The following is a 23,527-nucleotide window of genomic DNA, read 5'->3' as shown; positions in this document are numbered from 1 at the left end:
ATTGCTACATGCGTTTTTAAGGAGGAGCTATGATTACAGCCTATGCCTATGAGGATCGTAAACTTACGATTTTTGAATTAAGCATCAAGGACAATATCCCTCCCGGCATTATTTGGTTAGACCTTTATAAGCCTGATGAACAAGAAAGAGAGTGGTTAAGTCACTTCTCTGTTGAAGACGTGCCGGATGAAGAAGATATCAATGAGATTGAAGCTTCGGCTCGCTTTTATCAAAACCATGATGGCTTGCATATTAACTCCTTATTTCCGCAGCGAGCAGGCCAAGATGTAAAAGGAGTTAACGTTTCTTTTAATTTGCGGAAAAACTTTCTGTTGACGATTCGTGATGAGGACGTAGGCCTTATTCGTTTACTGCGTAACTACCTTCGACTCGGTAAGATAGAAGCTGTTACGCCGGTGGCTTTGCTGTTAGAGCTATTTAATCTTAAAGTCGATTATCTGTCAGATCTGATTGAGGACGTTTACACTGTTCTTGAGAATATCAGTGAAGAAGTCTTTAAAAACGAAGAGTTAGATAATGTATTTAAACTTATCACTCGTCAGGAAGACTCAAATGGAAAAATTCGCTTAAGTCTGCTCGATACTCAGCGCTCACTTAGATTTATGCAGAAATATTATCGTAGTCAGCTATCTGATGAAGAATTTAAAGATCTACGCGAAATGTTGTCTGACATTGAATCGTTAATGCCTCATAGTCAGTTTATTTTTGATAAGTTGAATTTTTTGCTCGACGCTGCAATGGGTTTTAGTGGTTTACAGCAAAATAAGATCATCAAAATTTTCTCCGTTGCGGCAGTTGTCTTCTTGCCACCAACGGTAATTGCAAGCTCTTACGGAATGAACTTTGCAAATATGCCTGAACTTGACTGGCGTTTTGGTTACCCAATGGCAATTGCTATGATGTTTGGAAGTGCAGCCGGTACCTACTTGTTCTTCAAACGCAAAGGTTGGTTATAAGTGGGTAGCTAGCTTTGGATCATAAAAGCTAGCCTTGACCTAATAATATAAAAGCTCGCTTTAGCGGGCTTTTATATTTTAACCCCTTTAAATATGTGCTTGCTTGTCGTTTAAGGCTATATTTTATTTTGTTGTTTTGAAAAAGCCACAATATCGGCTTTTTGCTCCAAAAAATGCTGTGGTTGGCTATAGATTTTATTTAACACACCTAGTTTTTGAAACATCATACAACTGACAAGTTGGCAGCGTTGGTACGGGCTTTTACAAAGGGCTAGGCGTTTATCTAAATCATTCAATAGCGAATTGAGGTTAGCTTGATTTGACTTATTACTTGTCGCAATGGCTTCTTGACTTAATTTTTTCTGTAAAGCATCTAACTTCTTTGGCGCATTTTGTGCCAACCACAGTAATTTATCAAAACTTGGTAGTTCAGTCATAAGCATTACCTCCGACGTCAAAACCTACTATTAAAGTTAGTCAGTCGGGGGGATTTCAGCAAGAAACCAGTTTTATAGCTTAATGTCAGGCTTTAGTGTCTACAGTGATTGTAAAGCTTGCTGTCAGGTGTAAAAGTTTACTTTTCGGCGCCAAAAAAGTAACTAACTTTATCTCTAGGATCTAGATATTTAAGGACTTTCAATGGCAGTGCAGCTATAGGCAAGCACCTTACAATGGTTAAGCCTTCATTCGCTAAGTCGACTATAGGTGCTTGCTCTTTTGGGACTGTAGGATCGTATACCAGTACTCTAGGCAGCAACAGTTTGCTTAAGTTAACAGACATGACCATGGCAAATTGGCCTGAGCTAAGTTCAACAATACTGCCTGGTGGATATATGCCAAGCATTTTCACTAAGCGATTTATCACTTGTTGGTTAAGTTGGTTTTGATAGTTTTTATACAAGAAGCCAAGCGCTGCATAAGGGGTTTTAGCTTTTTTACTGCGATCAGAATGGCACAAATTATCGTAGGTATTAATAGCGCAGATTAGCTGACTTAATTTGTCTATTTGAGGCTCTTTTAATCCATTAGGCACACCGCTACCATCTAAAAACTCATGGTGATTTAATATAATTGGTAGTGCTTGTTCTGGAAAGTTTTCTGCTGCGCCAATGAGCTCGGCTCCCATTGCTGGATGTTGATTAAAATAGTTTTGCTCTGCTTGAGTTAACGGCGCTGTTTTACGAAGTAACTGGGTAGGTACTTTCAATTTTCCTATGTCGTGAAACAAGGCTCCAATTCCGACTATCTCTATCTCTTTCCTGCTCCACTCTAGCTCTTTTGCAATTAACATTGATAAAACTGCAACGTTTAGCGAGTGATAGTAAATACTGTCATCGCTTTTTGCCTCTGCCATTAAGTGCAGCACTAATTTATCATCTGTAAGCAACTGATTACACATATCATGGATAAGCTCTTGGGCTTCATTGACTGCTGCAAGAGGCCGACTGCGTAACTTGTTCATTAGGTTACGCATCATTGCCACATTACGAATGAAGTGTTTTTCAGTTTTTTGTAAGTGACGCCTTAATGATTGCTGCGCATCAATACTTTTCGCTTTCTGACGGCTTAATTCAGATGATAATTGCTCAAGGTTGTTATCAATAATGTCTGATTGGCACTGAGATTCCGAGGAGGTTAGTGGCAGAGTGTCACTGCGCTCTGGACACACAAATACAAAGTCGAGACCGAGATTTTTTATTAGCTCTATCTGCGCTTGTTGCTTAATTTTGAAACTATTGAAAATGAAAGGATGGTCTTTCCATGCAATAGGTAATCTAACAAAATTACCAATTTGCAGTTGGGCTACAGCGACTTTACAACTTTTTGTCATGGGAATTATATTAAAACTTTCTCTATTTGCTATTTTACTCCAAGTTATATAATTTACAATTACTTAACGATAATATTTACACATGTTGCGAAACTGAGAACCGTCAAATGGACTTCATAGAAATATACCCAAATGCTCTTCCTGATGCTTTTTGTGATGAATTAATTTCCCGCTTTGAAAATCACAATGGCGTGAGTGCTGGTCGAACTGGTGGTGGGGTAGATGAGACTAAGAAGGTCAGTTTAGACTTAATGCTAGATTCTCATGAAGATTTAGGTGCGCTTAAAAATCAATTACTCGGTTATACACTTAAGCAAGCGACAGCGTACTTTGACAAGTATGCCATGGCATTAATGGGGGCAGTTGCTGTTAATGTTGCGGGTGAGCAAGGCAAATCCTTGACTTTGACTCCCGACAATTACCAGCAATTTGGCAAGGGACGCGCCGAAGCGATAGTTAAATATCTATATCGTAGTGGCAATATCAATATCCAAAAGTATTTGCAAGGTAAAGGAGGCTATCCTCACTGGCATTCAGAGCAGTTTCCGCAACAAGGCCATAACGAAGCATTACACCGAGTTGTGCTGTATATGTATTATCTTAATGACGTGGAAGAGGGGGGCGAAACAGAGTTTTATTACCAGAATAAAAAGATAAAACCGAAAAAAGGTACTATGGTGATAGCCCCAGCAAGTTTTACCCACTCTCATCGAGGTAACATTCCAAGGAGTCATGATAAATATATCGCGACATCTTGGATTATGTTCAATCGTGCTGAACAGCTATATCAGCCTGCGAAATAGCCAATGAACTGGGATGCTTGTTAAGGGCTAAGTGGTATATTTTGAGATGCACATTAGCCCTATTTGTATTGACATAGCTAGATAGGAATAGAGATCCTAAAACAGGCTCCTTCAAGATCTGAAGTTTCAATACTGAGTCGTCCACCATAGCTTATAACTATCTCATTACAGACCGCAAGACCTATTCCTTGCCCCGCCTTTTGTGTATCTGCTCGTACGCCACGTTGAATAATATTTTGACGAATGCTTTCTTCAACACCCGGTCCGTCATCTTCAACAAGTAATTCGAACTCACCAGCATCATTATAATAAGACGAAACTCTTACTGTGGTTATACATAGTTTAAATGCATTTTCCATTAAGTTACCGCAGAGTTCCATTAAGTCTCCCTTGTCTCCAGGGAAAACATGCTCGGTAGGGATCACTGCTTCGAATTTCACTTGTTTGTCGCGGTAAACCTTAAATAGCATTTGTGCAAGTTGATCAACTAAAGGCGCGATTTGTGTTTGCTCTTGCTTTAGGCCTTTTCGACCAAGCATGGCACGCTTAAGTTGGTACTTTACTAATTGATCCATTTGGCTCACCTGCTCCATAATCTTTTCGCTGCAGGCTTCTTTATCTAAGGTACGATCATCGGTAATTGCGTGCACTGCCGCTAAGCGAGTCTTTAGACTGTGGGCAAGGTCGTTCATGGCATTTTGATAACGTTGTTGCTGAGCACTCGATTGTACTAGTAGTTGGTTGAGTGCTTGAGTTACGCCTTCCAACTCTACCGGATAGCCGTCAGACAAGGATTTTGACTTGCCACTATTAACTGATTGTAATTCGTTTCTAAGGCGAACTAATGGTCTCATTCCCCAATAAGCTGCACTGATCAGCAACACCAAAGCTAGCGCTAATACAAAGGCCAGACGAATATAGGTGAGTCGGCTAAATTTGCTATATTCTTGCTCGAGTTTTTCAGCGTCTTTGAGAACGAGTAGGTTGTATTTGTTATTCGCAATATCAAGCGATAATAGGTAAACAAAGTAGCCCTTACTGTCGGCTAAGGATAGATAATAGGGCGGTGAGCTATTGCGAATTTCATTAAAACGCTCACAGGTATCGAATAGACCACGATCAACGGCTAAAGATGAAGTCCATACTTGGTTAAATGTACTGTCACAACTCGCAATAATGTAACGTTGTGTTGCATTGTTATCTTCTAACCATTCATCGCTATTGTCGGGAATGAGGTCGTGTTCGCGTAATTCAGCTGCGACCTTCGGAATTTCTGCAATCAGCTGAGCGGTTTCTTCATTGTAACTATTTTGTGCATGAAGAATATTGACCATCCAAGCAAGGCCAAAACCAACCAATGCAATGATTGATAAGGAAGTGAGAAACATCCGCGTGAGCAGACGTTTCTTGGGTTTAAAACTTAACTGCATGGTAGGTTGAATTTGTATCCTTGGCCGCGGATAGTGGCAATTGGGTTTTCAAGGCCGTCTTTAGTGAGTTTTTTGCGTAAACGGCTGACCATCACCTCAATGGTATTAGGATCGCCTTCCTTATCACCGTATATCACATCAAGAAGGCGCTGCTTAGCTACGACTTCATGGCAATGACGCATGAGGTACTCTAATATCAAGTATTCAAACGCGGTGACTTCCATAGGTTGATTATTCAGAGTAACTTGCTTAGCAGCTAGATCTATCTCAAGTGGACCGCTGGTGATTTGCGGTTTTACAAAACCAGCACTTCGGCGCACTAAGGCGTCAAGACGAGCGACTAGCTCTTCTTTTTGGAAAGGTTTAACTAGATAATCATCGGCACCGGCATTTAGTCCTTCTACCTTATCTTGCCAATTCACACGGGCTGTAAGGATCAGTACCGGCGCTTTAAGACCGTGATCTCGGAGACTTTGGATTAAGCTAATTCCGTCTTGATCAGGTAAGCCTAGATCAACAATCGCAACATCAATCGGGTAATTGGTTGCTTGGTAAAATCCTTCTTTAGCTGTTAATGCCACTTGAACCTGATTGCCTAATTCACTCAATTGCACTTTGAGGTGATGAGATAGAATGGGATCATCTTCAACAACTAATATTCGCATAATCAAAATATCCTTGAATTTAATACAGATTAGTTTACGCAGAATTACTGTAACTGCCAACTATGTGTTTTAACAATAAAGAGTTTACGCCTTATAAACTTAACAATGGCTGAACTTTGCCGAGTAAGCTGTTTTACTGTTGTTTTTATGAACTAGAGCGTGATATTGACCTGTAAACTCAAACTAATTACCGCTTAGGCGTTATTTTATGTGGTTATCACTGGGTTTATTGCTGCTTTTTCGTTAAGGTTACGTAAAATTTTGCGAGTTAAAGGATTAGAATATGTCGCTTATTAAGCGATTGACGGTATTGGCTATGTTATTTGTCATCCCAAGTGCTATGGCCGAGACGTTTACATTTACTGCTATTCCCGATGAAGATGAACGCCAACTGAGAACTCGATTCGACAAAGTCGCGGTTTATTTGCAACAGCAATTGGGCGTAGATGTTAAATACGTTCCGGTAAAATCTTATTCTGCTGCCGTTACTGCTTTTCGTAACAATCAAGTGCAATTAGCTTGGTTTGGTGGGTTATCAGGGGTTCAAGCTAGACGCCTTGTAAGTGACTCTCGTGCCATCGCCCAAGGTTATGAAGATCAATTCTTTAAAAGCTATTTTATCGCACACGCTTCGGCTGAAATTGTTGCTAGTGACAGTTTTCCTAATCTGAATGGTTACACCTTCACGTTTGGTTCAAAAAACTCTACTTCAGGACGTTTAATGCCGCAGTTCTTTATTGAGCGTAATCTAGGCAAAAATAGTAAGAATGTGTTTAAGCGTATAGGCTACTCTGGTGACCACAGCCGCACTATTGCGCAAGTTCAGGCGGGTGTCTATCAAGTTGGTGCAGTAAATTATAAAGTGTGGGAAAGTGCTGTCGCTAACGGTAAAGTGGATCTTAATAAAGTGAATGTCATTTGGGAAAGTCCTGCTTACCCTGATTACCAGTGGACGATTCGAGGCGATGTCGATACTCGCTTTGGTGCTGCCTTTGCCGAAAAGGTTGAATCTGCATTGATAGGTATGACCGATCCTAGTTTATTAAAAAGCTTCCCGAGACAGTCATTTGTTCCTGCAGATAATCAAGATTATGAGCCCATTGAAGATGTCGCCAAAGCGATTGGTTTGATTGATTAACCCATGTTAATGCTAAACAACCTTGTTGTTAGCTTTGATGATAATGTGGTTTTAAACATCGATAGCTTAAGTATTAGTGCAGGCGAGAAGGTGGCTATTATTGGCCCATCTGGTAGTGGTAAATCAACGTTAGTACATCATATCTATGAGTTACTGCGACCAACCGCAGCGCTTTGTTCACAGAGGCAGGGTTTAGTCGAAAATTTAAGTGTGTTCCATAATATTTTTATGGGCGCACTTGACCGACATTCTTGGCTGTATAACCTCATCAATTTGGCTTTACCATTCAACAAGCCGCAACTGCAAATTCGTACAATTATGGATACGCTCGAATTAGATTGTCCGATAACACAAAATGTAGTCAATTTATCTGGTGGGCAAAGGCAGCGTATTGCACTCGGCCGTGCGCTATTTCAGCAGCAGTCACTATTTATTGGTGATGAGCCATTTTCTGCCGTCGACCCCATTATGGGACAACGATTACTTAGGCACGTATTCGCTGCACATGAAAGCGTTATTATGGTTTTGCATGATACCAGTATGGCGCTGGCGAATTTTGATCGCGTTATCGGTTTGCAAGGGGGTGAGAAAGTACTCGACTGCAGTAGCAAAAATCTCAACGCAACGATGTTAAAAGACTTTTACCAGCTACAAGAAAAGCATCCAATGGTAACGCAAGTTGAAGCATATTCGAAGTTTAACTTGGTTAAACAGCCGTAGTTTTGCAAACTTTAGCAGCGCTAATAACAACAAAAATCAACTTTATTGGCTACTGGAAAAAAGTCACTTTGATCCTATGGTTGTTGGCTGGGATCTGCTTTTACTTTGCAGATACCGAAATTATCGCTCTGGATCCATGGCACGAGTTATTACTTATCATTACAGGGTTTGTAACGCCAGACTTCTTCGCGACAGAATACCTATTTGAGGCACTATGGCAAACCATCAGCTTTGCTTTGCTCGGTATTTGTCTTGCTTTATTTATTGGAGCGCCGTTATCCATTCTCTACCACAAGCCCTTAGTTGCGACCGTATGTTCATTTCTACGCTCAATCCATGAGATTTTTTGGGCGCTGCTTTTTCTGCAGATCTTTGGACTTTCGCCTATTACCGGTATTTTGGCTATAGCCTTGCCTTATGGGGCAACTTTTGCACGGGTGTTTAGTGATATTTTACGCCAAGCACCGACAACCACTTTGCAAACTTTTCCTAGCAATACTGACCGAATAAGTCGATATTTATATGGTCGAGTTGCTCACGTATTGGTACCGGTTAAGGCTTATGTACGTTATCGATTCGAGTGTGCATTAAGAAGTAGTGCCGTTCTTGGTTTTGTGGGAATGCCGACGCTAGGTTTCTATTTAGAATCCGCTTTTCGTCAGGGGTATTACCAACAAGGCGCCGCGTTGTTGATATTGTTTATTGGGTTAATTGGCACGATCCCGTTTTGGGGGCGATTAAAGCTTCTACCGTTATATGTAGTTGGCGCTATTTGGGCCCTACCTAGCATCCCTGTGGTCGACAGTCGTTTAATTTGGCGGTTTTTGACTCAAGATATTTTGCCGCCAATGTTTCAAAGTAATCAATTGCAAGATGCATTGCTAACAGATAACTACGGCGCTGTGGCGGAACTATTCAGAGATTTCTTAAATTGGCTGGTGGAACTACTGTGTGAGCAAGCCCTGCCTGGCGTTGTTGGCATGTTATTGTTAGCGGTTACAGCATTGGGAATGAGCCATATTTTGGCAATTATTGGTAGTAGCTTCAGTGATAAACGTTTTAGCGGTAAGTGGATTGCTAAATTTAATCGTTTGGCTTTATTAATTTTTCGCTCAGTACCAGAGTATATTTTTGCTTTTGTTTTTATGCTGCTATTAGGGCCATCTATGTTGCCTGCCATGCTAGCACTTGCAATACATAATGGTGCACTTATTGCGTTTTTAACCCTACGCCATGCCGATGATGTGCCCGTGTCTAGCCATTTCAATGGCAGGCTGGATGGATATGCCTATGAGATTTTACCAGTGATCTATCCCAATACAATGGCGTTACTGTTTTATCGTTTTGAAGTCATACTTCGTGAAACGGCCATTTTAGGAATGCTTGGTATTGCAACTTTAGGGTTTTATATCGACAGTAACTTCTCAGAGATCCGTTTTAATGGGGCGTTGGTATTAATGTTAGTTACTGCGTTGGTGAATATTGCTGTAGATATTGTTAGTCGACGCGTTCTGTATGCCGACAATAACGCGCAATCTGCCTGTAGTCATTAATGCTATTAAGGTAATGATAAACAGAATTATTACGCTAGTTATTGTTAGAAATATTAACTAAAAATTTTACGTTGGCTACGTAGAGCAATGATGCCATTACCGCACCATGCAGCAAGCAGAGTGAATGCAATTACACCAGCCATGATTGCGCTTAAACGATACCAAGGCGCTTCAGCTAAGATCCGCATTTGTATGTATTCAAAGCTGCTTATTCCCCATACTAATAACGCAGAAGCAATTAGACCCAATTGCAGTAGTCTCGTGGCCCAATTGGTTTTAATGAATAACAACAATGGACTTAAGGCAAAGGCTATGCAGGCTTCTGTTTGACCAAAACGTAAAAAGTGTGCACCGATAAGAAGATACGCTAAACAAATGAGAATGATACGCCACCACATTAGACTTCACCTTTGAAATGATGTTTGAAAAGACAAGTGGTTAAAGCTTACGTGAAATCATAAGCGGTATTCTATAGGTGGCTTCACACTAATGACATTTAGTCATCAGACTGGATGGCTTCTTTTATCTCATCGCTATTAAAGCCTTTACGGGATAAGTAAGCATAGGCTTTTGACTTTTGCTTATAGTCTGATAAATCAAAACGTTTTTTGGCTAATTCTGCTTTACAGCTTTGGTAAAAATCAACTTCACCATTTAAGCTGAGTTGATATAAAGTTTGTTCAAAGTTAGATATATCTATCAGTCGTAGCCTTAACTCTTGCAATATAAGAGACTCACCTTTGCCTTTGTTATACAGTTTAATTATTTCTTTGGCTAAATCGGCTTTATCGGCTTTGATGGCGAGCTTGCTGCGCAAGGTATCTCGAGCTGGGTGCTGTTGCAATGCACGCTCAGTTTCTTCTCGAGTAAAGCCCTTATTTGTCATCTGTGAATAGATTTTCTCTTTATTGGTTGTGTGAAAGCTTTCATATTTAGTTAGCAGTCGCTGCTTTGCCATTGCAAAACTATCGATTTGCAGCTCGTCGATAACTTGCTCCAAAGCATTATCTATTTCTACAATTGCTACGCCACGTAATTGTAACTTTCGCTTGATAGCATTGGCACCGACCTCATGACTAAATGCGAGTTCACAATATCGCACGGCGAAATCAAAATCATTTTTTAAAAAGCCATTTTCAATAAGACGCTCAACTACCGTATTAATCCAAGCTTGGTTATCTGTTTTTCGCTCCAACTTACTACGAATTTCGTTAATCGTGAAGTCTTGTTGGCCAAGGTGCCAATAGGCGCTATTAAACACATTATCTATAGTTTTGGCTTGGCGAAGAGGAGGGCGTTGCATAGTGATAAGATCTTTAATCAACAATTGTCTGTAGCAGTTTAGCAGAAGGCACGCTCGTTGAGTATGCCGCTGGCAATACTCAACGAGGTGTTGTTTGCACTGTCGCTATGTCTTAAGGCAACAAATCCGTGTAACTTGTTTAATGGAGAGTATTTAATGAGAATTAACTAATCCAATAATGATCATTAATGCCACTGAGACAAACACAACACCAGTAAGTAGATTGATTATCGGGCTGGCCTTTTTCATTTTAAGTTGGATTTTAGGTTTAGAAAGTACGATTGCGATAAAACTAAACCAGAAGAATGACAGGCTAAATAAAAGCAAAGCGGCCATTGTTTTGGTTATTAAGGTTACCTGAGGGGTAATTAAAGTGGAGAAAAGTGTAATGAAAAAGACTAAGGCTTTAGGGTTTAATATATTGGTATATAACCCCTGCATAAAACCTTTGTTTACGGTTACACCTACTTTCTTATAATTTGTTTCAATCGTTACAGTGTCACGCCAATGCAAAGTCGCAGCCTTTATCGCACCGATCCCCATCCAGCCAAGGTAGCTAGCGCCAATTAATTGGACTACTGTAAACAATAGATCTGAGCTCTTAATAATTAAGCTCACTCCAGTTAAACTCAAAAGAGTATGCCCAAGAATAGCAACCGCGATCCCTAAGGCTGATGCAACCGCAGCTGCTCGAGATTCTTGGGTAGAGAGCCTCACGACTAAAGCAAAGTCAGGGCCAGGGCTTGCAAGTGCAATTAAGTGAATGACTGCAAGTGAGGAAAGTAATTGATAATCCATTAAAAACCTAAAAGTTATAATACCATCACAATCAAAAATTAATCTATTCAGATCGCTTCTGATGTTGTGTTAATGAGCTTAATCTAGAACAACGATGCTTTTCATTTATTGCCTTGCCTCAAAACGGCTTAACTCTCGCTGAGTAAGCAAATCTCTATACTGATTGGTATTCTGCGGTCCCACAAGTAATAGAAACGGGCGCTAGTGTTTATTTTTGAAGCTGCATTGTCATTGATAATTATAAATTAACACGATTGTTATCAATCAGCTCGTGAATAATCGTTAGAATTCACCCATAATAGAATCCGATTTTATGCCTTTGGCCATTGGAGAGTGAAACGTGAAAGGACAGATCTTAAGAGAAATGAAAGTACTTAAGGCGATAGACCCGACTTTTGAAATACAAAGACGAGTTGCATTTATTAAGTCAAAACTTAAGCAATCTAGCACAAGCTCTTTAGTGCTTGGAATAAGTGGCGGAGTGGATTCCTCATTGGCTGGTCGTTTATGTCAGTTAGCGGTAGATGAGCTCAATGCTGATTCCGAGTCAACTCAATACCAATTTATTGCTGTTCGCCTGCCTTACGATGTCCAAAAAGATGAAGATGAAGCGCAGATGGCATGTCAGTTTATCCAACCGTCAAAACTTGTTACCGTAAATGTTAAACAAGGAGTAAATGGCGTTCATAGCGAAACGCTTGCGGCAGTTGAATCGGCGGGGATTGAATTACCTGATGTGAATAAAGTCGATTTTGTTAAAGGTAATGTCAAAGCACGAATGCGTATGATTGCTCAATATGAGATTGCTGGCTTAGTCAACGGTTTAGTCGTCGGTACAGATCATAGTGCTGAAAATATTACTGGCTTTTATACTAAGTGGGGCGATGGTGCCTGTGATCTAGCTCCTTTGTTTGGTCTAAATAAGCGTCAAGTTCGCCTGTTAGCAGGCTTTTTAGGCGCGCCTGAACGTTTAGTGATTAAAGCGCCGACCGCCGATTTAGAGGAAGGCAAGCCGCAGCTTGAAGATGAAGTGGCACTGGGTTTAACCTATGATCAGATTGATGACTTTCTTGAAGGCAAAGAGGTCAGTAACTTTGTGAATGATAAACTAGTTGGGATCTACCGTGTGACACAACATAAACGTTCACCAATTCCAACGATTTATGACTAGTATTCTTACCTTATTAAAAAAGGCGCTTTAGCGCCTTTTTTAATGTCGTATTGCATTGCTCAAGCCAGACTTGGTAAACCTAGTACTTGCCTTAAGTTATCAATGTGCAGATTTGGAAACTGGCGATAGTCTAAGTAAGGGCATAAAAAAATGGAGCTTTTGCTATGTTGGCTAAGGTAACCCTCAGCCCCCTTTAAAGGTGCGAAGTTAGCATTGTTGATTTGTAATAATTCGCTACTTTGTTGGCCGCAAATGAAATGCTGTTTTGCACCAGTAACGAGCTGTGTGGCGCCTATAATAATGCATTCGTTCTGTTTGAGTAATTGATGCTCGCGGTAATGTTTCCATTGAGTATCGCTAACAGATATTTTTGCCATAATGGTGAGGATTTTACGCCAGTGATTACCATTCATTTCAATTAGGTGATTGATAGCCTTATCGGTATGAATACTCCAACTATCATTTAAGAGTGGTGGCGATGGCAAGTAAAAACACCTGCTCGCGGTTGATTGGCCGATAATGTTATTATTTTTATTCAATGTAAGCCCTTATGTTTACTACGCTGATGAAAGGCGTGTAAATTAACCTTTAATAGATTGCGTATTTAGGATGAATAGCGACTTTTATGAAAGCCATTATAATCGGTTCAACTAAACACCTTGCCTTCGCTGTTTTTTATTCTTCTGTAGGAACTAGTATTGCATTGATTGCTATGGCGGTTTGGTTTCTTAATTCACGCCCCGATCTATCTCTTTGGCATACGACGGATCTTCAGTCGGAATATACGGTAAAAACTGAGGTAAACAACTTTTCTGATTACCTTGCTCTTGAGGAGCAATTGTTTGTAGAGCTTGATAAAAAAGTATATCAAAATCAATCAGAACCTCAATATTTCGATATTCTGAATCGGTATGTAAGAGGGAGTTACTCTGATCCTGGATTATGGTCTCAAGATTGGAATCGAAGCTTTGAGTGGTCAAAAGTTGATGCTGAATATGGCGTATTGTTATTGCATGGAATGTCAGACTCTCCTTATGCCATGTCTCACTTTGCTAAACATTATAAAGGCAAGGCACATGTGTTGGGCTTAAGGTTGCCGGGACATGGAACCTTACCGTCGGCATTAACCAAGGTAACTTGGCAAGATATGGCTGCTGCGGTAGCGATTGCTACAGAGCAAATGAAGCAAACATTAGGCGATAAGCCGCTATATGTTGTGGGTTTTTCAACAGGGGCTGCGCTCGCCTTGAATCATGAGTTAGAGCGAATCGCGAGTAATAAGCAAGCACATTACGCTGCAATGGTACTTTTTTCGCCCGCTATTGGTTTACCTCCAGTTGCTGCTGGAGCAAGGTGGCAAGCAAGACTGGGCAATATTTTAGGTTTAGATAAACTTAGTTGGAATAGTATTCAGTCTGAATACGACCCGTTTAAATATGGCTCATTTGCGGTTAATGCGGGGGACGTGGTTTATCGTTTGTCAGAGCATAACCTTGAGTTAATAAATCAACTCGGTAAAGAGCGTCTGGCTGGCCTCGCGCCAATCCTGACATTTCAATCATTAACAGATGATACAGTTGATACAAGCGCGGTGGTTAACAGTTTATACCAAAAGTTACCTAATGTTGGTCATGAGCTGGTGATGTTTGATATTAATCGTACTAAGGTGAATCTAAGCTTAATTCTAAACGATCCTTTATTACCATACGAAGCAGTGCTTGCTCAGGATGCTTATGATTTCACATTTACTTTGGTTGAAAATGAAAGTGCAGATACTCGTAAGATCCATGCCCGCAGATTAAATGACGATAGCAAACAGGAATTAGGACTAATTTGGCCAAAACAAGTATATTCTTTATCTCATGTAGCGCTACCTTTTCCTAAAAGCGATCCGTTATATGGCCCCGTAGGCGATCAAAAGAAACAGCATATTCAGATTGGTATAGCAGCATCTAGAGGTGAAAGAGGGGTGTTAACAGTGCCCGCGAGTGAAATGATGAGGCAGAAGTGGAATCCGTTCCACAGTTATATGCTCAAGAAAATGGACCAAATTATTGTGGCTCAGTAGCTTGGACATTAGTATCTTTCAATGTCGTAAATATCAACTTATTACGGCCAGAGTGTTTTGCTTGGTATAGATTGATATCAGCCTGTTTTACCCAATCTTCTAGTGAAGCACTATAAGTACCATTGCCTAATACCGCTCCAATGCTGGTGGTCACATTAAATTGATGATTATCCTCTTGATCATCAATTACCAGCTGCGACAACCTTTCTCTAAAGTGCTCTAAATGTTCCTCAATTTTTAATGCGTTACAAAGCGGCATTATTAATAAAAACTCTTCACCGCCATATCTAACGATAATATCAGAGTTGCGTTTAAAGTCTTGTTGGAGCTGTTTGGCGACGAGCTTGAGGGTTAAATCTCCACTATGATGGCCATAAGTGTCATTAATAAATTTAAACTTATCTAGATCAAGCAGTGCAATGGCGATAACTTCATCACTGCGCTGGCAAAGCTCCTGTACAGCGGTAAACTTGTCTTCAGCGTATCGACGATTATAAAGGCCGGTTAATGGATCTTTTTCTGCTAAGGCTTTTAACTGGCTATTGGCGTGTTCGAGTTCAATCGTTCTGATAGCCACTTTTTCTTCAAGCTCAAGCTGATAACCAATTAGCTGACTTTTACTTTGCTTTAACCGATGAAATAATGAATAAATTTCCTTAGGAGACTCCTCATCGACAGCATACTCGATATAGGCATCATCTGAATTTGTACTAAATTTACTCGCAATGTTTTCAAGTGGCCGAGTAAGCCGTGCACTAACGATTCTAGACAGATACAAAGCGATGAGTAATGACACAATAAGCATCGCGAATGTGGTTAAATACATGTTTTCAACCAATTCAACTAATGGCCTAAACGGATTGAGGATCAGCAATTGCCAGCCATTATCAAGTGATACGCTTGCATATACATATTCCGGTGCCATATTGTTATTCTGGCTGATATTGATTAGCGGAAACGGACTAATGTAATTAGGGTTATGTGGCGAAAAGGTAAAATCAGATAACGGCGCTAAATTTAGTTGTTCAGATGCATAAAGTACTCGTTGATTTTGATCGAGTAGCAGCATGAACTGGTTTTGATTATTGTTGTCAATTTCATCAATGATCTTAAATTGATTCAAATCTAAAGACCCTTCAATAATACCAATAGGTTGGTGCGGGCTTTCTGGACGATAAAGTGGTGCGCTGATAGCTACAATAGGGTCATTACCAAAACCTTTACCAAGAAATAATGGTGAGGTATAGGTTCGCTGATTAATAAACGCTTCGATAAAGTAATCGCGTTCGGCAATATTGAGTGGCTTTTGCGATGTTTGAGCTTTTCGCAGCAACGAAGCTGGGCTTGCAGCTACGATGTTTGCCTCGCTATCAGCCATAAGCATAGTGATGAAACCTGGATAATTACTGTGTAATTGCGATAGTAAGATCTGTTCATCTTTATCTGAATGCACGTTTAAACTAAGCCACTGGGCTGCATTGTTTATTGCGCTAGAATGTACAGCTAAATACGCCTTTGTAGAAGAAGCGAGGTTATTAGCAGTGTTTTTAATGGCGTCGTACATTAAGCTTTGCTGGCGCTCAATAAACTGGTTATTGAACATTAATGCTGCCATCAATAAAGCTGTCGTTATGACTAAGGTAAATGTATACGTCAACTGAGTGTTAAATGTTCGGCGTTGCTTGTCTTTGACTTTACTTTGAAAGTGCCAAAATGACGGTGTCAGTATGATCAGCAAAGAGCCAATGCTGGCATAAATTAAACCATTAATCCCCTGTTTTAGAGCAATAAAGGTTGCATGGGTCGTTGGAAGTTCGGTAAATAGCGATATATACAAATAAAATCCAGGCATACCCAGTATTAGCCAAAAAGCAAAATTGGCGTATAAAGCGTAAATGTCACGTCGTCTAGCAAATCCAAGAAAGATAGCTTCAATGCCAAATAGAAAATAAACATGCAAGCTGTCCCACGCAACCATTAGCCCACTAACAGCGATTATTGCTGTATAAAGCGCATACCATGGTCCAAGTATGATGGCTGAAATAACGTATGCGACGTTACCTAAAATCAACTGAACGTTGGCAAATAGGTGAATAGGGTAGAGGTTAATGAAAAAACCGACTACACCTAAAACGGTGGCAAACAATAATCTATTTTGTTCAATTTTTAGCAAAATAATTCGCCTTCACGCGGAACTGTAAAAGTCAGTGCCATTATTAATTAAATAGGAAAAATACAACTAAAAAGTCATTACAATTTATTAACTTTAGTTGACGATAGCAACTGTTAACTCTTCTTAAGTTAATTTGTAGACTAAAAAGGCATCAAATTTATATTTCAAGAATTAGTAAATTTGACTGCGGTTCAATTTGAGATTTTTTGAAAAATAAAATGCCAAATTTGGCCATATGTCAGACCTCGCTCACATCCTTTAAAAGTCATCGTAAAGTCATTCAGCTTTTGTTCAACAACAGACCCAGATTTAAGTTTCAATTAAGATTAAGTCATATCATGGGAGGCATGGGCTACAGAATGATTAAGTGATTAATTTTCAGTGAGCTTTCACAATAAAAGCCTTAATAGCTCTGTGATATAACAACTATTAAGTGCAATAACTCCGATATTAAGGAATGCGTATGAAATATTTAACTTTAGTTGCTGCACTAGCGTTTTCTGCATCTGCAATGGCTGTAAACTGTACCGATTGTCACGAGACAATTAATGTTGAAGAGCACACCGAAATGGAAGCGACCATCGCGACATGTAATGATTGTCACGATATGGGCAGCGCTCACGAGTTAGACAAAGAGATCCATACTCCTGACTTAACAATTAAAGAGTGTGCTGACTGTCACGAGTAATTAAGTTTGCAGGGATGAAGCATCAATATAATGATGTCTTCATCCCACAGCGCTTAGGCTAAATTGATAGTCACAATCGTATAGTTACAAAAAAGCCAGCTGAGTCAGCTGGCTTTTTTATTATATTTGGTCGGGATAACAGGATTTGAACCTGTGATCTCTTGTCCCCCAGACAAGCGCCTTACCGGACTAGGCCATATCCCGAGATACTCATCAGAAACAGTTGTTAACAAGGGGAATTCTGAAGAGCAAGCACTGTATCAAGTCATTATAACTAGCGCAAGCTCTTCGTGGGGTCATAGTATTCAATTGCTTAGTTTGTAATCTTTAGTGCACATAGAGTCTACGACCTTCACGCATAACCTCTATGAGTTCAGGGGCACTTAACTTTTTCTTCAAGCGCTTGCGGTAGTCAATATCATAGATCCGATACTTTCCATGACGATCAATAACAGTGATTTCTGACTCTTGGTATATCGCAAAAATACGATGGTCACCCACATAAACCCAACTTTTATCATCCGGCTGCATTAAGCTTTCATCTGAGCTGTAATCTGATGCTGGGTTCGAGCATCCTAAAGCTTGAGTCAATATAGCGGGTACTAGGCCATTATGCGTTGTTCGATAGTTTATTTGTTTAGCCGATGTTTCGTTTGGCCAATGAATGATCATTGGTACGTGTATGCTATCGGGTGACAAGTTTACGCTAGCTTCATTGGAGTTACTGGTAAACACTTTGCCATTAATACCGGTAATAATAACCAGAGTCTCAGTGGGTAGGTCGCTGACTACTTGTTCTATCTGTTTATCAATAAAGTTTAGTGATTGGCGGTACTGGTTAAACAGAACCTTTTGTGCAGGCTTTAGTTGAGTTGCTGGCTTAACGGTTTTTATACCTAAAAAACCAATAGGAGTGTCGTAGCTTTCTGGAGACTTTAAATTGATTAGACTAAACCAAGGTTTAGTTAATGTTTGTTGCCATTGTTTCCAATTTTTGATGGTTTGTAGATCTGAATTGGCAAAACTATCCGTATGTTGGGCATCTATTCGTTCAAAGTCGTTAAAGATAGCTTGAGGTACTGCTAAGGTATCTTGGGTGCTAAATAAGCCCAATTGGTAGCCTTGGTTTGCTAGCTCTTGGGTTAATACAGGGCTTTGAAAGTGTAAGTCTACGGCATCTGAATAGCTGCCCTGTAGTCCATAAAGTAGGCTAAACATGCCACTGTTAAATTGATTACCGCCGCTAAGGTGTTGGGTAAAGTTCATATTGCTTTTAGCATAAGACGCTAAAAATGGCATTGTAGATGGATCAATTAAATCTGCACGCAGGCTATCCACCGCAATAACCAAAATGTTTGGATTGCTGTCTGCCATACATTGCATTGGTGTTAATGGGTACTTTAAGCTTGCTTTTGGCGGCGTTTGGTCTTTATGGCTTTGTGCGCCTTCTATGCCGTAACTTTCCATTAAGCTTTTAGCTGTAGCTGGATAAGATAGCGGGTAGGCATCGTCAAAATGGGTGATCTCTGTGACTTCTGCTGCATCGCCCCAAATATGGATTAAATGGCTTGCGACAAAACAGATCCCAACAATGGCAACGACTTTATTGCCAATATTGCGCTTACGGATCTTCTCAACCCGTTTCCATAAAAAGTTAGCAAGGGTTAGCTCTATCGCTAAAATCGCCATAGGTGTGATGATATAGGATGTACCTCGAAGCAGAGCGTTCAAATCAGCCCAAGCAAGGTCGAATACGAATGGACTTAAATGCAGACCATAATCATCATAAATGACAGTATCATATAGCAATAAGCATAAGCTTAGCGTCGCAACAACAGCGGCATAACCCCGAAGGATACGAGAATAGGGGAGTAATAAGGTTACTGGGAAAATCAGCACCAAATAAACCATAAAAGCTAAAAAGCTAAAATGGCCTATGGTACTAATGACTAAGTAACCCCAGCCAATAAAGGATTCGGGAAGCCCGATGGTGTCGAGGTAGCGATAACCCACAATAATGGCCAATAAGCCATTAATGAAAGCAAACCAATGTCCCCAGCTTACTAAGCGTGAAACGCGATCACGTCCAATCTGTTTTTGTCGCTCGACCATGTTGATCCATTTATTGTTTAGGTGTTGTCAAGGGTAAGCAAGCTTTAGCCTTGACGAACATCTACTTACTATTGGTGTATCTTAGTTAGATTTTACTGATTGCGACAATGCTTTAGCAAATTGCTCTGCTACAACTTGACGTGCTTCAGCAGGCACTTTATTTTGCAATAGGTGAGTCACACAGTTACCTAGTGCCATTAAGCTCAAGTCTGTTGGTGACTGGTGCTTCTCTAATACCGCAAGTAATTCAGCAATAATTGACTCTACTTGAGTGTTAGAATATTTAGATTGAATAGCCATAATTAAAAATGTTCACTTTAAATCTTGATTAACGGCATATAATAACGGATTTTTTAAAGAAGCTCCGCACTTTTATTGCACTTTTTCCCCTATCTGTTTTTCACTGCTTAATATCTTCATTTGGCATGCTTTTGCTATGTCATAAAACCAGAAGTTAAATCGTAAACTATTAGCTTTAGGAGTAAGCATGGCATCAACCGTTGCTGTTATTGAACTTGTCTTTAATTTAAGTGTTAAGGCACAAAATATTAACGGCTTGAAACCTCATAAACTTGGCTGCCGCGTATTCAATAAGGCTTGTATATTGGTTGTGGTTATTTGCTTATGGCTAAAAGCGCTCACGCTATATCGCAACCGATATCTGGTCACAAATTGCGTCGATAGCTGTCTCTACAGATATAGATTTATTGGTACTCTCTGGTATGATAGCCGGCACTATAAATCGGTTGTTATGGCTCGTTATTTAGTTATAACTTAACTGACTGGAAAAAACATCAATCGTTTACAATTAGAATGCGAGCAGTTGATATACTTGCATGCATTCCTTGCCAAATTTTATCGAGGCTCAATGAGTATTAACGTCGAACAAGCAATTATCCACTCCATTTCTCAAGATGGTGAAGGTCAACTTAGTTGTCGATTACGTCCACAACCTTTGCTTAATAGCCAAGCTGTTGAGGCGATGCTCGAAGAGTTGCATCAAACCTACACGACTAAAGCGGGTAAAGGTTTTGGTCACTTCGGTATTAATGGTGAAGACGGTGAAGCGAATACTAAGTTTAAAGAAGCGCTAACGACATATCGCGCCGGTGAGCTTGGCTTTGTCGAGTTTTCAGGCATAGCAGGTAAACTGCTGCAAGAAGAACTGTCAAAATATGATTTTAGCACTGGTGGTTTCCTGCTGCTGTCTTGCTACACTTACATGACTAGTGACTATTTATTTGTCTCTTTGCTTAACGCTAAATCGTCAATGACAGTACTTGATGATATGGAGCTTTCGCAAAATACCCATCTCGATTTAAATAATGTTCAGTTAGCAGCTCGTATTGATTTAACTGAATGGCAAGCCGATCCAGACTCGAAGAAGTATATCTCTTTCGTACGTGGCCGTGCGGGCCGTAAAGTTGCTGATTTCTTCCTCGACTTTATGGGATGTGTTGAAGGGGTAAACACTAAAGCACAAAACAAATCGTTAATGAATGCGGTCGAAGATTTCGTTGGCAACAGTGAATTAACTAAAGATGAGCGTCAACAAGCTCGTGAACGTGTATTTGACTATTGTACTGAACGCTGTGATGAAGGTTCATCAATTCAAATCAAAGATTTGGCAGATGAATTAGCCGATCAAGGTATGGACTCGTTTTATGATTTCGCCCAAGGCGGTACATACGACTTAGAAGAAGAGTTTCCTGGGGATAAGCCAACCCTCAGGCAGCTAAAGAAGTTTTCAGGTACTGGCGGTGGCGTGACATTAAGCTTTGATGGTCAACACCTTGGCGAGCGCGTTATTTATGATCCTGTTTCAGACACTATTATTATTAAAGGCGTACCTGCTAACTTAAAAGATCAGTTAGACCGTCGCCTTAAGGGCGAGTAACTTAAACTGGTGTTGGCAAGCGCCTAAAACATGAGTTTAGAGCGAATCAAATGAAGCCGAGCTAATAATGCTCGGCTTTTTTTTCAATATTTGACAAGAATGATTATCTTTCAGTGCTTCATGAGAGAAGGCATTAAAAGGAATTAGCGTAGTGGTATCACACGTATTCAAGCTAACTTTTGGCTTAGATTTTAACCTGTTTTTACGTTGGATTTGGCGTATTCAGGGTATTTAACTGACTTAGCTTTAAAACAATGCAGTCAGTGTTAAAAAAGTCGAATGTTAATGCGGTTCGTTGTAAGCTACTGCAATATTCAACGTAACCAGAACTCTGGTTGGCGTATATCTTATTCATCCTGCGGCCATTGCTGTATGGACTATGACAGGTAGACTGTTTTTCTACCTAGGAGCGCAAATGCAACTATTCGTTAAAGATTTAACCGTAATCGACTTTTCTTATCTTTGTCCGATTAGAGGGATGGTTGGGGAAAGTTGGATTGTTGACGTGTTACTTGATGGTGGTTTAGATGAGCAAAATATGGTGCTCGACTTTGCTAAAGTGAAGCGTACCATTAAAAGCACTATTGACGATGTCGCAGATCATCGTTTGTTGATCCCAACCGCTTGTAGCGAAGCACGCTGGCAGCAAAAGGGCGATCGTGTCTGGATGGATTTTTCAAGCCAAAAAGGCGACATCCATCTTGCGTGTCCATCGCAGGCATTTGCACTTATTCCAAGTGAAATTATTGATTTTGAAAGTGTGAACAAGTTTTTGCAGCAAGCATTGAAAGAAGTATTACCGGAAAATGTTGAAGGGATTTCGCTTACACTCAGAAATGAGCTGCATGATGCACCTTTTTATCATTATAGTCATGGTTTGAAAAAGCACGATGGTAACTGTCAACGTATTGCTCATGGGCACCGCAGCCCGGTAACCGTATTTGAAAACGGCGTTGCTGCACCTAAATGGGATGAATATTGGGCCAAGCGTTGGCATGACATGTATCTTGGCACAGTTGAAGATCAAGTATCAGTTAAAACGTTGGTGTTATCGCCACAAACAGAAGTAAATGACAACACCCATTTCGGTTTTCATTATCAGGCGCCACAAGGTGACTTTCAGTTAGCTATGCCTAAAGATCTTTGTGATATTTTGCCACATGATACAACCGTTGAATTGCTTGCAGATTACATGGCGCAAACGCTTTCAGACAAAGTACCAAGCAGTGATTTTAAAGTGATTGCTTATGAAGGTGTGGGTAAAGGTGCTATTGCGAGTCGCAGTGTTAAATAAACAAGCAAAGCATAAAAGGAGTCGCTTTGAGAGTATTTATCAAGATCATATCTAGCTGTGTGTTTGGTGGTTTAGCATTGCAAGCCAATGCGGCTGTAGAGCTAAATGGAGAGTTGATTCAAGGCGCGTTAATGCGTGCTCAGGTTCAACCAGGTACACAGGTTTTTTTAAATGATGAGCCACTAAAGGTAAATGCTCAAGGCGAATTTGCATTTGGTTTTGCTCGCCAAGCAGAGTTAGAGCAGATGCTAAAACTTGTTTATCCGGATGGATTGACAGAGCTGAAGCCACTCAAACTGAAAACTCAGCAATATAAGATCCAAAATATTACTGGGATCAGTAAAAAAATTATGAAACCAGATCCAAAAGCGCAAGCAAGGGCGGCTAAGGATTCTAAACAGGTTAAAGCTGCAAGAGCTCAATTCACGGCAAGTGACGCTTTCAATCAGGATTTTATCTGGCCATTAACCGGCAGAATAAGCGGTGTGTATGGTAGTCAGCGTATCTATAACGGTAAACCAGGCACGCCGCACTACGGTGTCGATGTTGCAGCTAAAACAGGTACCGTAGTCGTCGCACCTGCAGATGGAGTGATATCACTTTCTGTTTCTGATATGTTTTATTCCGGTGGTACTATGATTATTGATCATGGTTATGGGGTTAGTTCGAGTTTTTTGCATTTAAGTAAGCTCTACGTGAAACAGGGCGATGTTGTGAAGCAAGGCGATAAAGTTGCTGAGGTGGGATCAACTGGTCGCTCAACGGGACCACATTTGGATTGGCGGATTAATTGGTATCAAATGCGCCTTGATCCTACAACTATCGTACCTTCGATGAAGAGTGTTATGGCAAAAAGTAAGGTAAAGTAAGCGCTTTATTTTAGAGTAGAATCAGCAACAAAAAAGC

At 40.3% G+C, this 23,527-nt stretch carries 22 protein-coding genes and 1 tRNA gene; 11 read left to right on the top strand and 12 right to left on the bottom strand.

Annotated features, from left to right (window positions below):
- The first annotated feature begins 29 nt into the window (after window positions 1–29).
- The gene (corA, locus tag AB4298_RS04205; RefSeq protein ID WP_248998323.1) at window positions 30–977 is read left to right on the top strand and encodes a magnesium/cobalt transporter CorA; all 948 of its coding nucleotides are present in this window, start codon (window positions 30–32) and stop codon (window positions 975–977) included.
- A gap of 116 nt (window positions 978–1,093) precedes the next feature.
- Here the strand turns inward: corA and AB4298_RS04200 are convergent, their stop codons facing one another.
- Entirely contained in the window at window positions 1,094–1,414 is a 321-nt protein-coding gene (locus AB4298_RS04200; RefSeq protein ID WP_248998324.1) for a DUF3135 domain-containing protein, read from the bottom strand.
- A 137-nt stretch (window positions 1,415–1,551) separates the two neighbouring features.
- Complete coding sequence (locus AB4298_RS04195) at window positions 1,552–2,808, bottom strand: cyclic di-GMP phosphodiesterase (protein ID WP_371985824.1); 1,257 nt, start codon at window positions 2,806–2,808, stop codon at window positions 1,552–1,554.
- A gap of 107 nt (window positions 2,809–2,915) precedes the next feature.
- Between AB4298_RS04195 and AB4298_RS04190 the strand changes: the two genes are divergently transcribed.
- Entirely contained in the window at window positions 2,916–3,611 is a 696-nt protein-coding gene (locus AB4298_RS04190; RefSeq protein ID WP_371985823.1) for a 2OG-Fe(II) oxygenase, read from the top strand.
- Window positions 3,612–3,688: 77 nt separating this feature from the next.
- Here the strand turns inward: AB4298_RS04190 and AB4298_RS04185 are convergent, their stop codons facing one another.
- Window positions 3,689–5,041 (bottom strand): ATP-binding protein, encoded by a 1,353-nt coding sequence (locus AB4298_RS04185; protein WP_248998327.1) that lies wholly within the window; start codon window positions 5,039–5,041, stop codon window positions 3,689–3,691.
- The gene (locus AB4298_RS04180) at window positions 5,032–5,706 is read right to left on the bottom strand and encodes a response regulator (RefSeq protein WP_248998328.1); all 675 of its coding nucleotides are present in this window, start codon (window positions 5,704–5,706) and stop codon (window positions 5,032–5,034) included. Before AB4298_RS04180 ends, AB4298_RS04185 begins: the two co-directional genes overlap by 10 nt.
- A gap of 283 nt (window positions 5,707–5,989) precedes the next feature.
- Here AB4298_RS04180 and AB4298_RS04175 point away from each other — a divergent pair, with 283 nt between their 5' ends.
- Genes AB4298_RS04175 through AB4298_RS04165 form a run of 3 tightly spaced genes read left to right on the top strand, consistent with a single transcriptional unit; the run spans window position 5,990 to window position 9,117 of the window.
- Window positions 5,990–6,844, top strand: coding sequence for a putative selenate ABC transporter substrate-binding protein (locus tag AB4298_RS04175; RefSeq protein WP_371985822.1), 855 nt, complete (start codon window positions 5,990–5,992; stop codon window positions 6,842–6,844).
- Window positions 6,845–6,847: 3 nt separating this feature from the next.
- On the top strand, window positions 6,848–7,564 hold the full coding sequence (locus AB4298_RS04170) for an ATP-binding cassette domain-containing protein (RefSeq protein WP_371985821.1): 717 nt from the start codon (window positions 6,848–6,850) through the stop codon (window positions 7,562–7,564).
- Window positions 7,565–7,566: 2 nt separating this feature from the next.
- Entirely contained in the window at window positions 7,567–9,117 is a 1,551-nt protein-coding gene (locus AB4298_RS04165; RefSeq protein WP_371985820.1) for a PhnE/PtxC family ABC transporter permease, read from the top strand.
- Window positions 9,118–9,170: 53 nt separating this feature from the next.
- Here the strand turns inward: AB4298_RS04165 and AB4298_RS04160 are convergent, their stop codons facing one another.
- The 3 genes from AB4298_RS04160 to AB4298_RS04150 form a co-directional block, all read right to left on the bottom strand.
- Complete coding sequence (locus AB4298_RS04160) at window positions 9,171–9,515, bottom strand: hypothetical protein (RefSeq protein WP_248998332.1); 345 nt, start codon at window positions 9,513–9,515, stop codon at window positions 9,171–9,173.
- A gap of 98 nt (window positions 9,516–9,613) precedes the next feature.
- Entirely contained in the window at window positions 9,614–10,420 is an 807-nt protein-coding gene (locus AB4298_RS04155) for a regulatory protein RecX (protein WP_248998333.1), read from the bottom strand.
- 153 nt (window positions 10,421–10,573) lie between these two features.
- On the bottom strand, window positions 10,574–11,218 hold the full coding sequence (locus AB4298_RS04150) for a LysE family translocator (RefSeq protein WP_371985819.1): 645 nt from the start codon (window positions 11,216–11,218) through the stop codon (window positions 10,574–10,576).
- Window positions 11,219–11,558: 340 nt separating this feature from the next.
- On the opposite strand from AB4298_RS04150, the gene nadE reads away from it, so the two are divergent.
- Entirely contained in the window at window positions 11,559–12,389 is an 831-nt protein-coding gene (nadE, locus tag AB4298_RS04145; protein WP_248998335.1) for an NAD(+) synthase, read from the top strand.
- A 59-nt stretch (window positions 12,390–12,448) separates the two neighbouring features.
- On the opposite strand, the gene AB4298_RS04140 is transcribed toward nadE, so the two are convergent.
- Window positions 12,449–12,928, bottom strand: a complete 480-nt coding sequence (locus AB4298_RS04140) for a DUF6942 family protein (RefSeq protein ID WP_371985818.1) — start codon at window positions 12,926–12,928, stop codon at window positions 12,449–12,451.
- 86 nt (window positions 12,929–13,014) lie between these two features.
- Between AB4298_RS04140 and AB4298_RS04135 the strand changes: the two genes are divergently transcribed.
- The gene (locus tag AB4298_RS04135; protein ID WP_371985817.1) at window positions 13,015–14,457 is read left to right on the top strand and encodes an alpha/beta hydrolase; all 1,443 of its coding nucleotides are present in this window, start codon (window positions 13,015–13,017) and stop codon (window positions 14,455–14,457) included.
- On the opposite strand, the gene AB4298_RS04130 is transcribed toward AB4298_RS04135, so the two are convergent.
- On the bottom strand, window positions 14,441–16,630 hold the full coding sequence (locus AB4298_RS04130; protein WP_248998338.1) for a diguanylate cyclase: 2,190 nt from the start codon (window positions 16,628–16,630) through the stop codon (window positions 14,441–14,443). The two genes, AB4298_RS04135 and AB4298_RS04130, sit on opposite strands and share 17 nt — an antisense overlap.
- A 463-nt stretch (window positions 16,631–17,093) precedes the next feature.
- Here AB4298_RS04130 and AB4298_RS04125 point away from each other — a divergent pair, with 463 nt between their 5' ends.
- Complete coding sequence (locus AB4298_RS04125) at window positions 17,094–17,318, top strand: cytochrome c3 family protein (RefSeq protein WP_248998339.1); 225 nt, start codon at window positions 17,094–17,096, stop codon at window positions 17,316–17,318.
- A 127-nt stretch (window positions 17,319–17,445) separates the two neighbouring features.
- Here AB4298_RS04125 and AB4298_RS04120 read toward each other — a convergent pair.
- The 3 genes from AB4298_RS04120 to AB4298_RS04110 form a co-directional block, all read right to left on the bottom strand.
- A tRNA-Pro gene (locus AB4298_RS04120) sits at window positions 17,446–17,522 on the bottom strand.
- A 123-nt stretch (window positions 17,523–17,645) separates the two neighbouring features.
- Window positions 17,646–19,430 carry a DUF3413 domain-containing protein gene (locus AB4298_RS04115; RefSeq protein WP_371985816.1) on the bottom strand — a complete coding sequence of 595 codons (1,785 nt, stop codon included), beginning with the start codon at window positions 19,428–19,430 and terminating at the stop codon, window positions 17,646–17,648.
- A gap of 81 nt (window positions 19,431–19,511) precedes the next feature.
- Window positions 19,512–19,730 (bottom strand): YejL family protein, encoded by a 219-nt coding sequence (locus tag AB4298_RS04110; protein ID WP_248998341.1) that lies wholly within the window; start codon window positions 19,728–19,730, stop codon window positions 19,512–19,514.
- A gap of 568 nt (window positions 19,731–20,298) precedes the next feature.
- On the opposite strand from AB4298_RS04110, the gene yejK reads away from it, so the two are divergent.
- The 3 genes from yejK to AB4298_RS04095 all read left to right on the top strand — a co-directional run bounded on the left by yejK (window position 20,299) and on the right by AB4298_RS04095 (window position 23,490).
- The gene (gene yejK, locus AB4298_RS04105; RefSeq protein ID WP_248998342.1) at window positions 20,299–21,327 is read left to right on the top strand and encodes a nucleoid-associated protein YejK; all 1,029 of its coding nucleotides are present in this window, start codon (window positions 20,299–20,301) and stop codon (window positions 21,325–21,327) included.
- A gap of 415 nt (window positions 21,328–21,742) precedes the next feature.
- Window positions 21,743–22,621: a 6-carboxytetrahydropterin synthase gene (locus tag AB4298_RS04100; RefSeq protein WP_371985815.1), complete on the top strand. Its 879-nt coding sequence runs from the start codon at window positions 21,743–21,745 to the stop codon at window positions 22,619–22,621.
- Between the two features lie 26 nt (window positions 22,622–22,647).
- Entirely contained in the window at window positions 22,648–23,490 is an 843-nt protein-coding gene (locus AB4298_RS04095; protein WP_371985814.1) for a M23 family metallopeptidase, read from the top strand.
- The last annotated feature ends 37 nt before the right edge of the window (window positions 23,491–23,527 follow it).

The organism is Shewanella sp. 10N.261.52.F9, assembly GCF_041471165.1.
Classification (GTDB): Bacteria; Pseudomonadota; Gammaproteobacteria; order Enterobacterales; family Shewanellaceae; genus Shewanella; species Shewanella marinintestina.
This window is presented reverse-complemented; position numbering and strand designations above follow the sequence as displayed.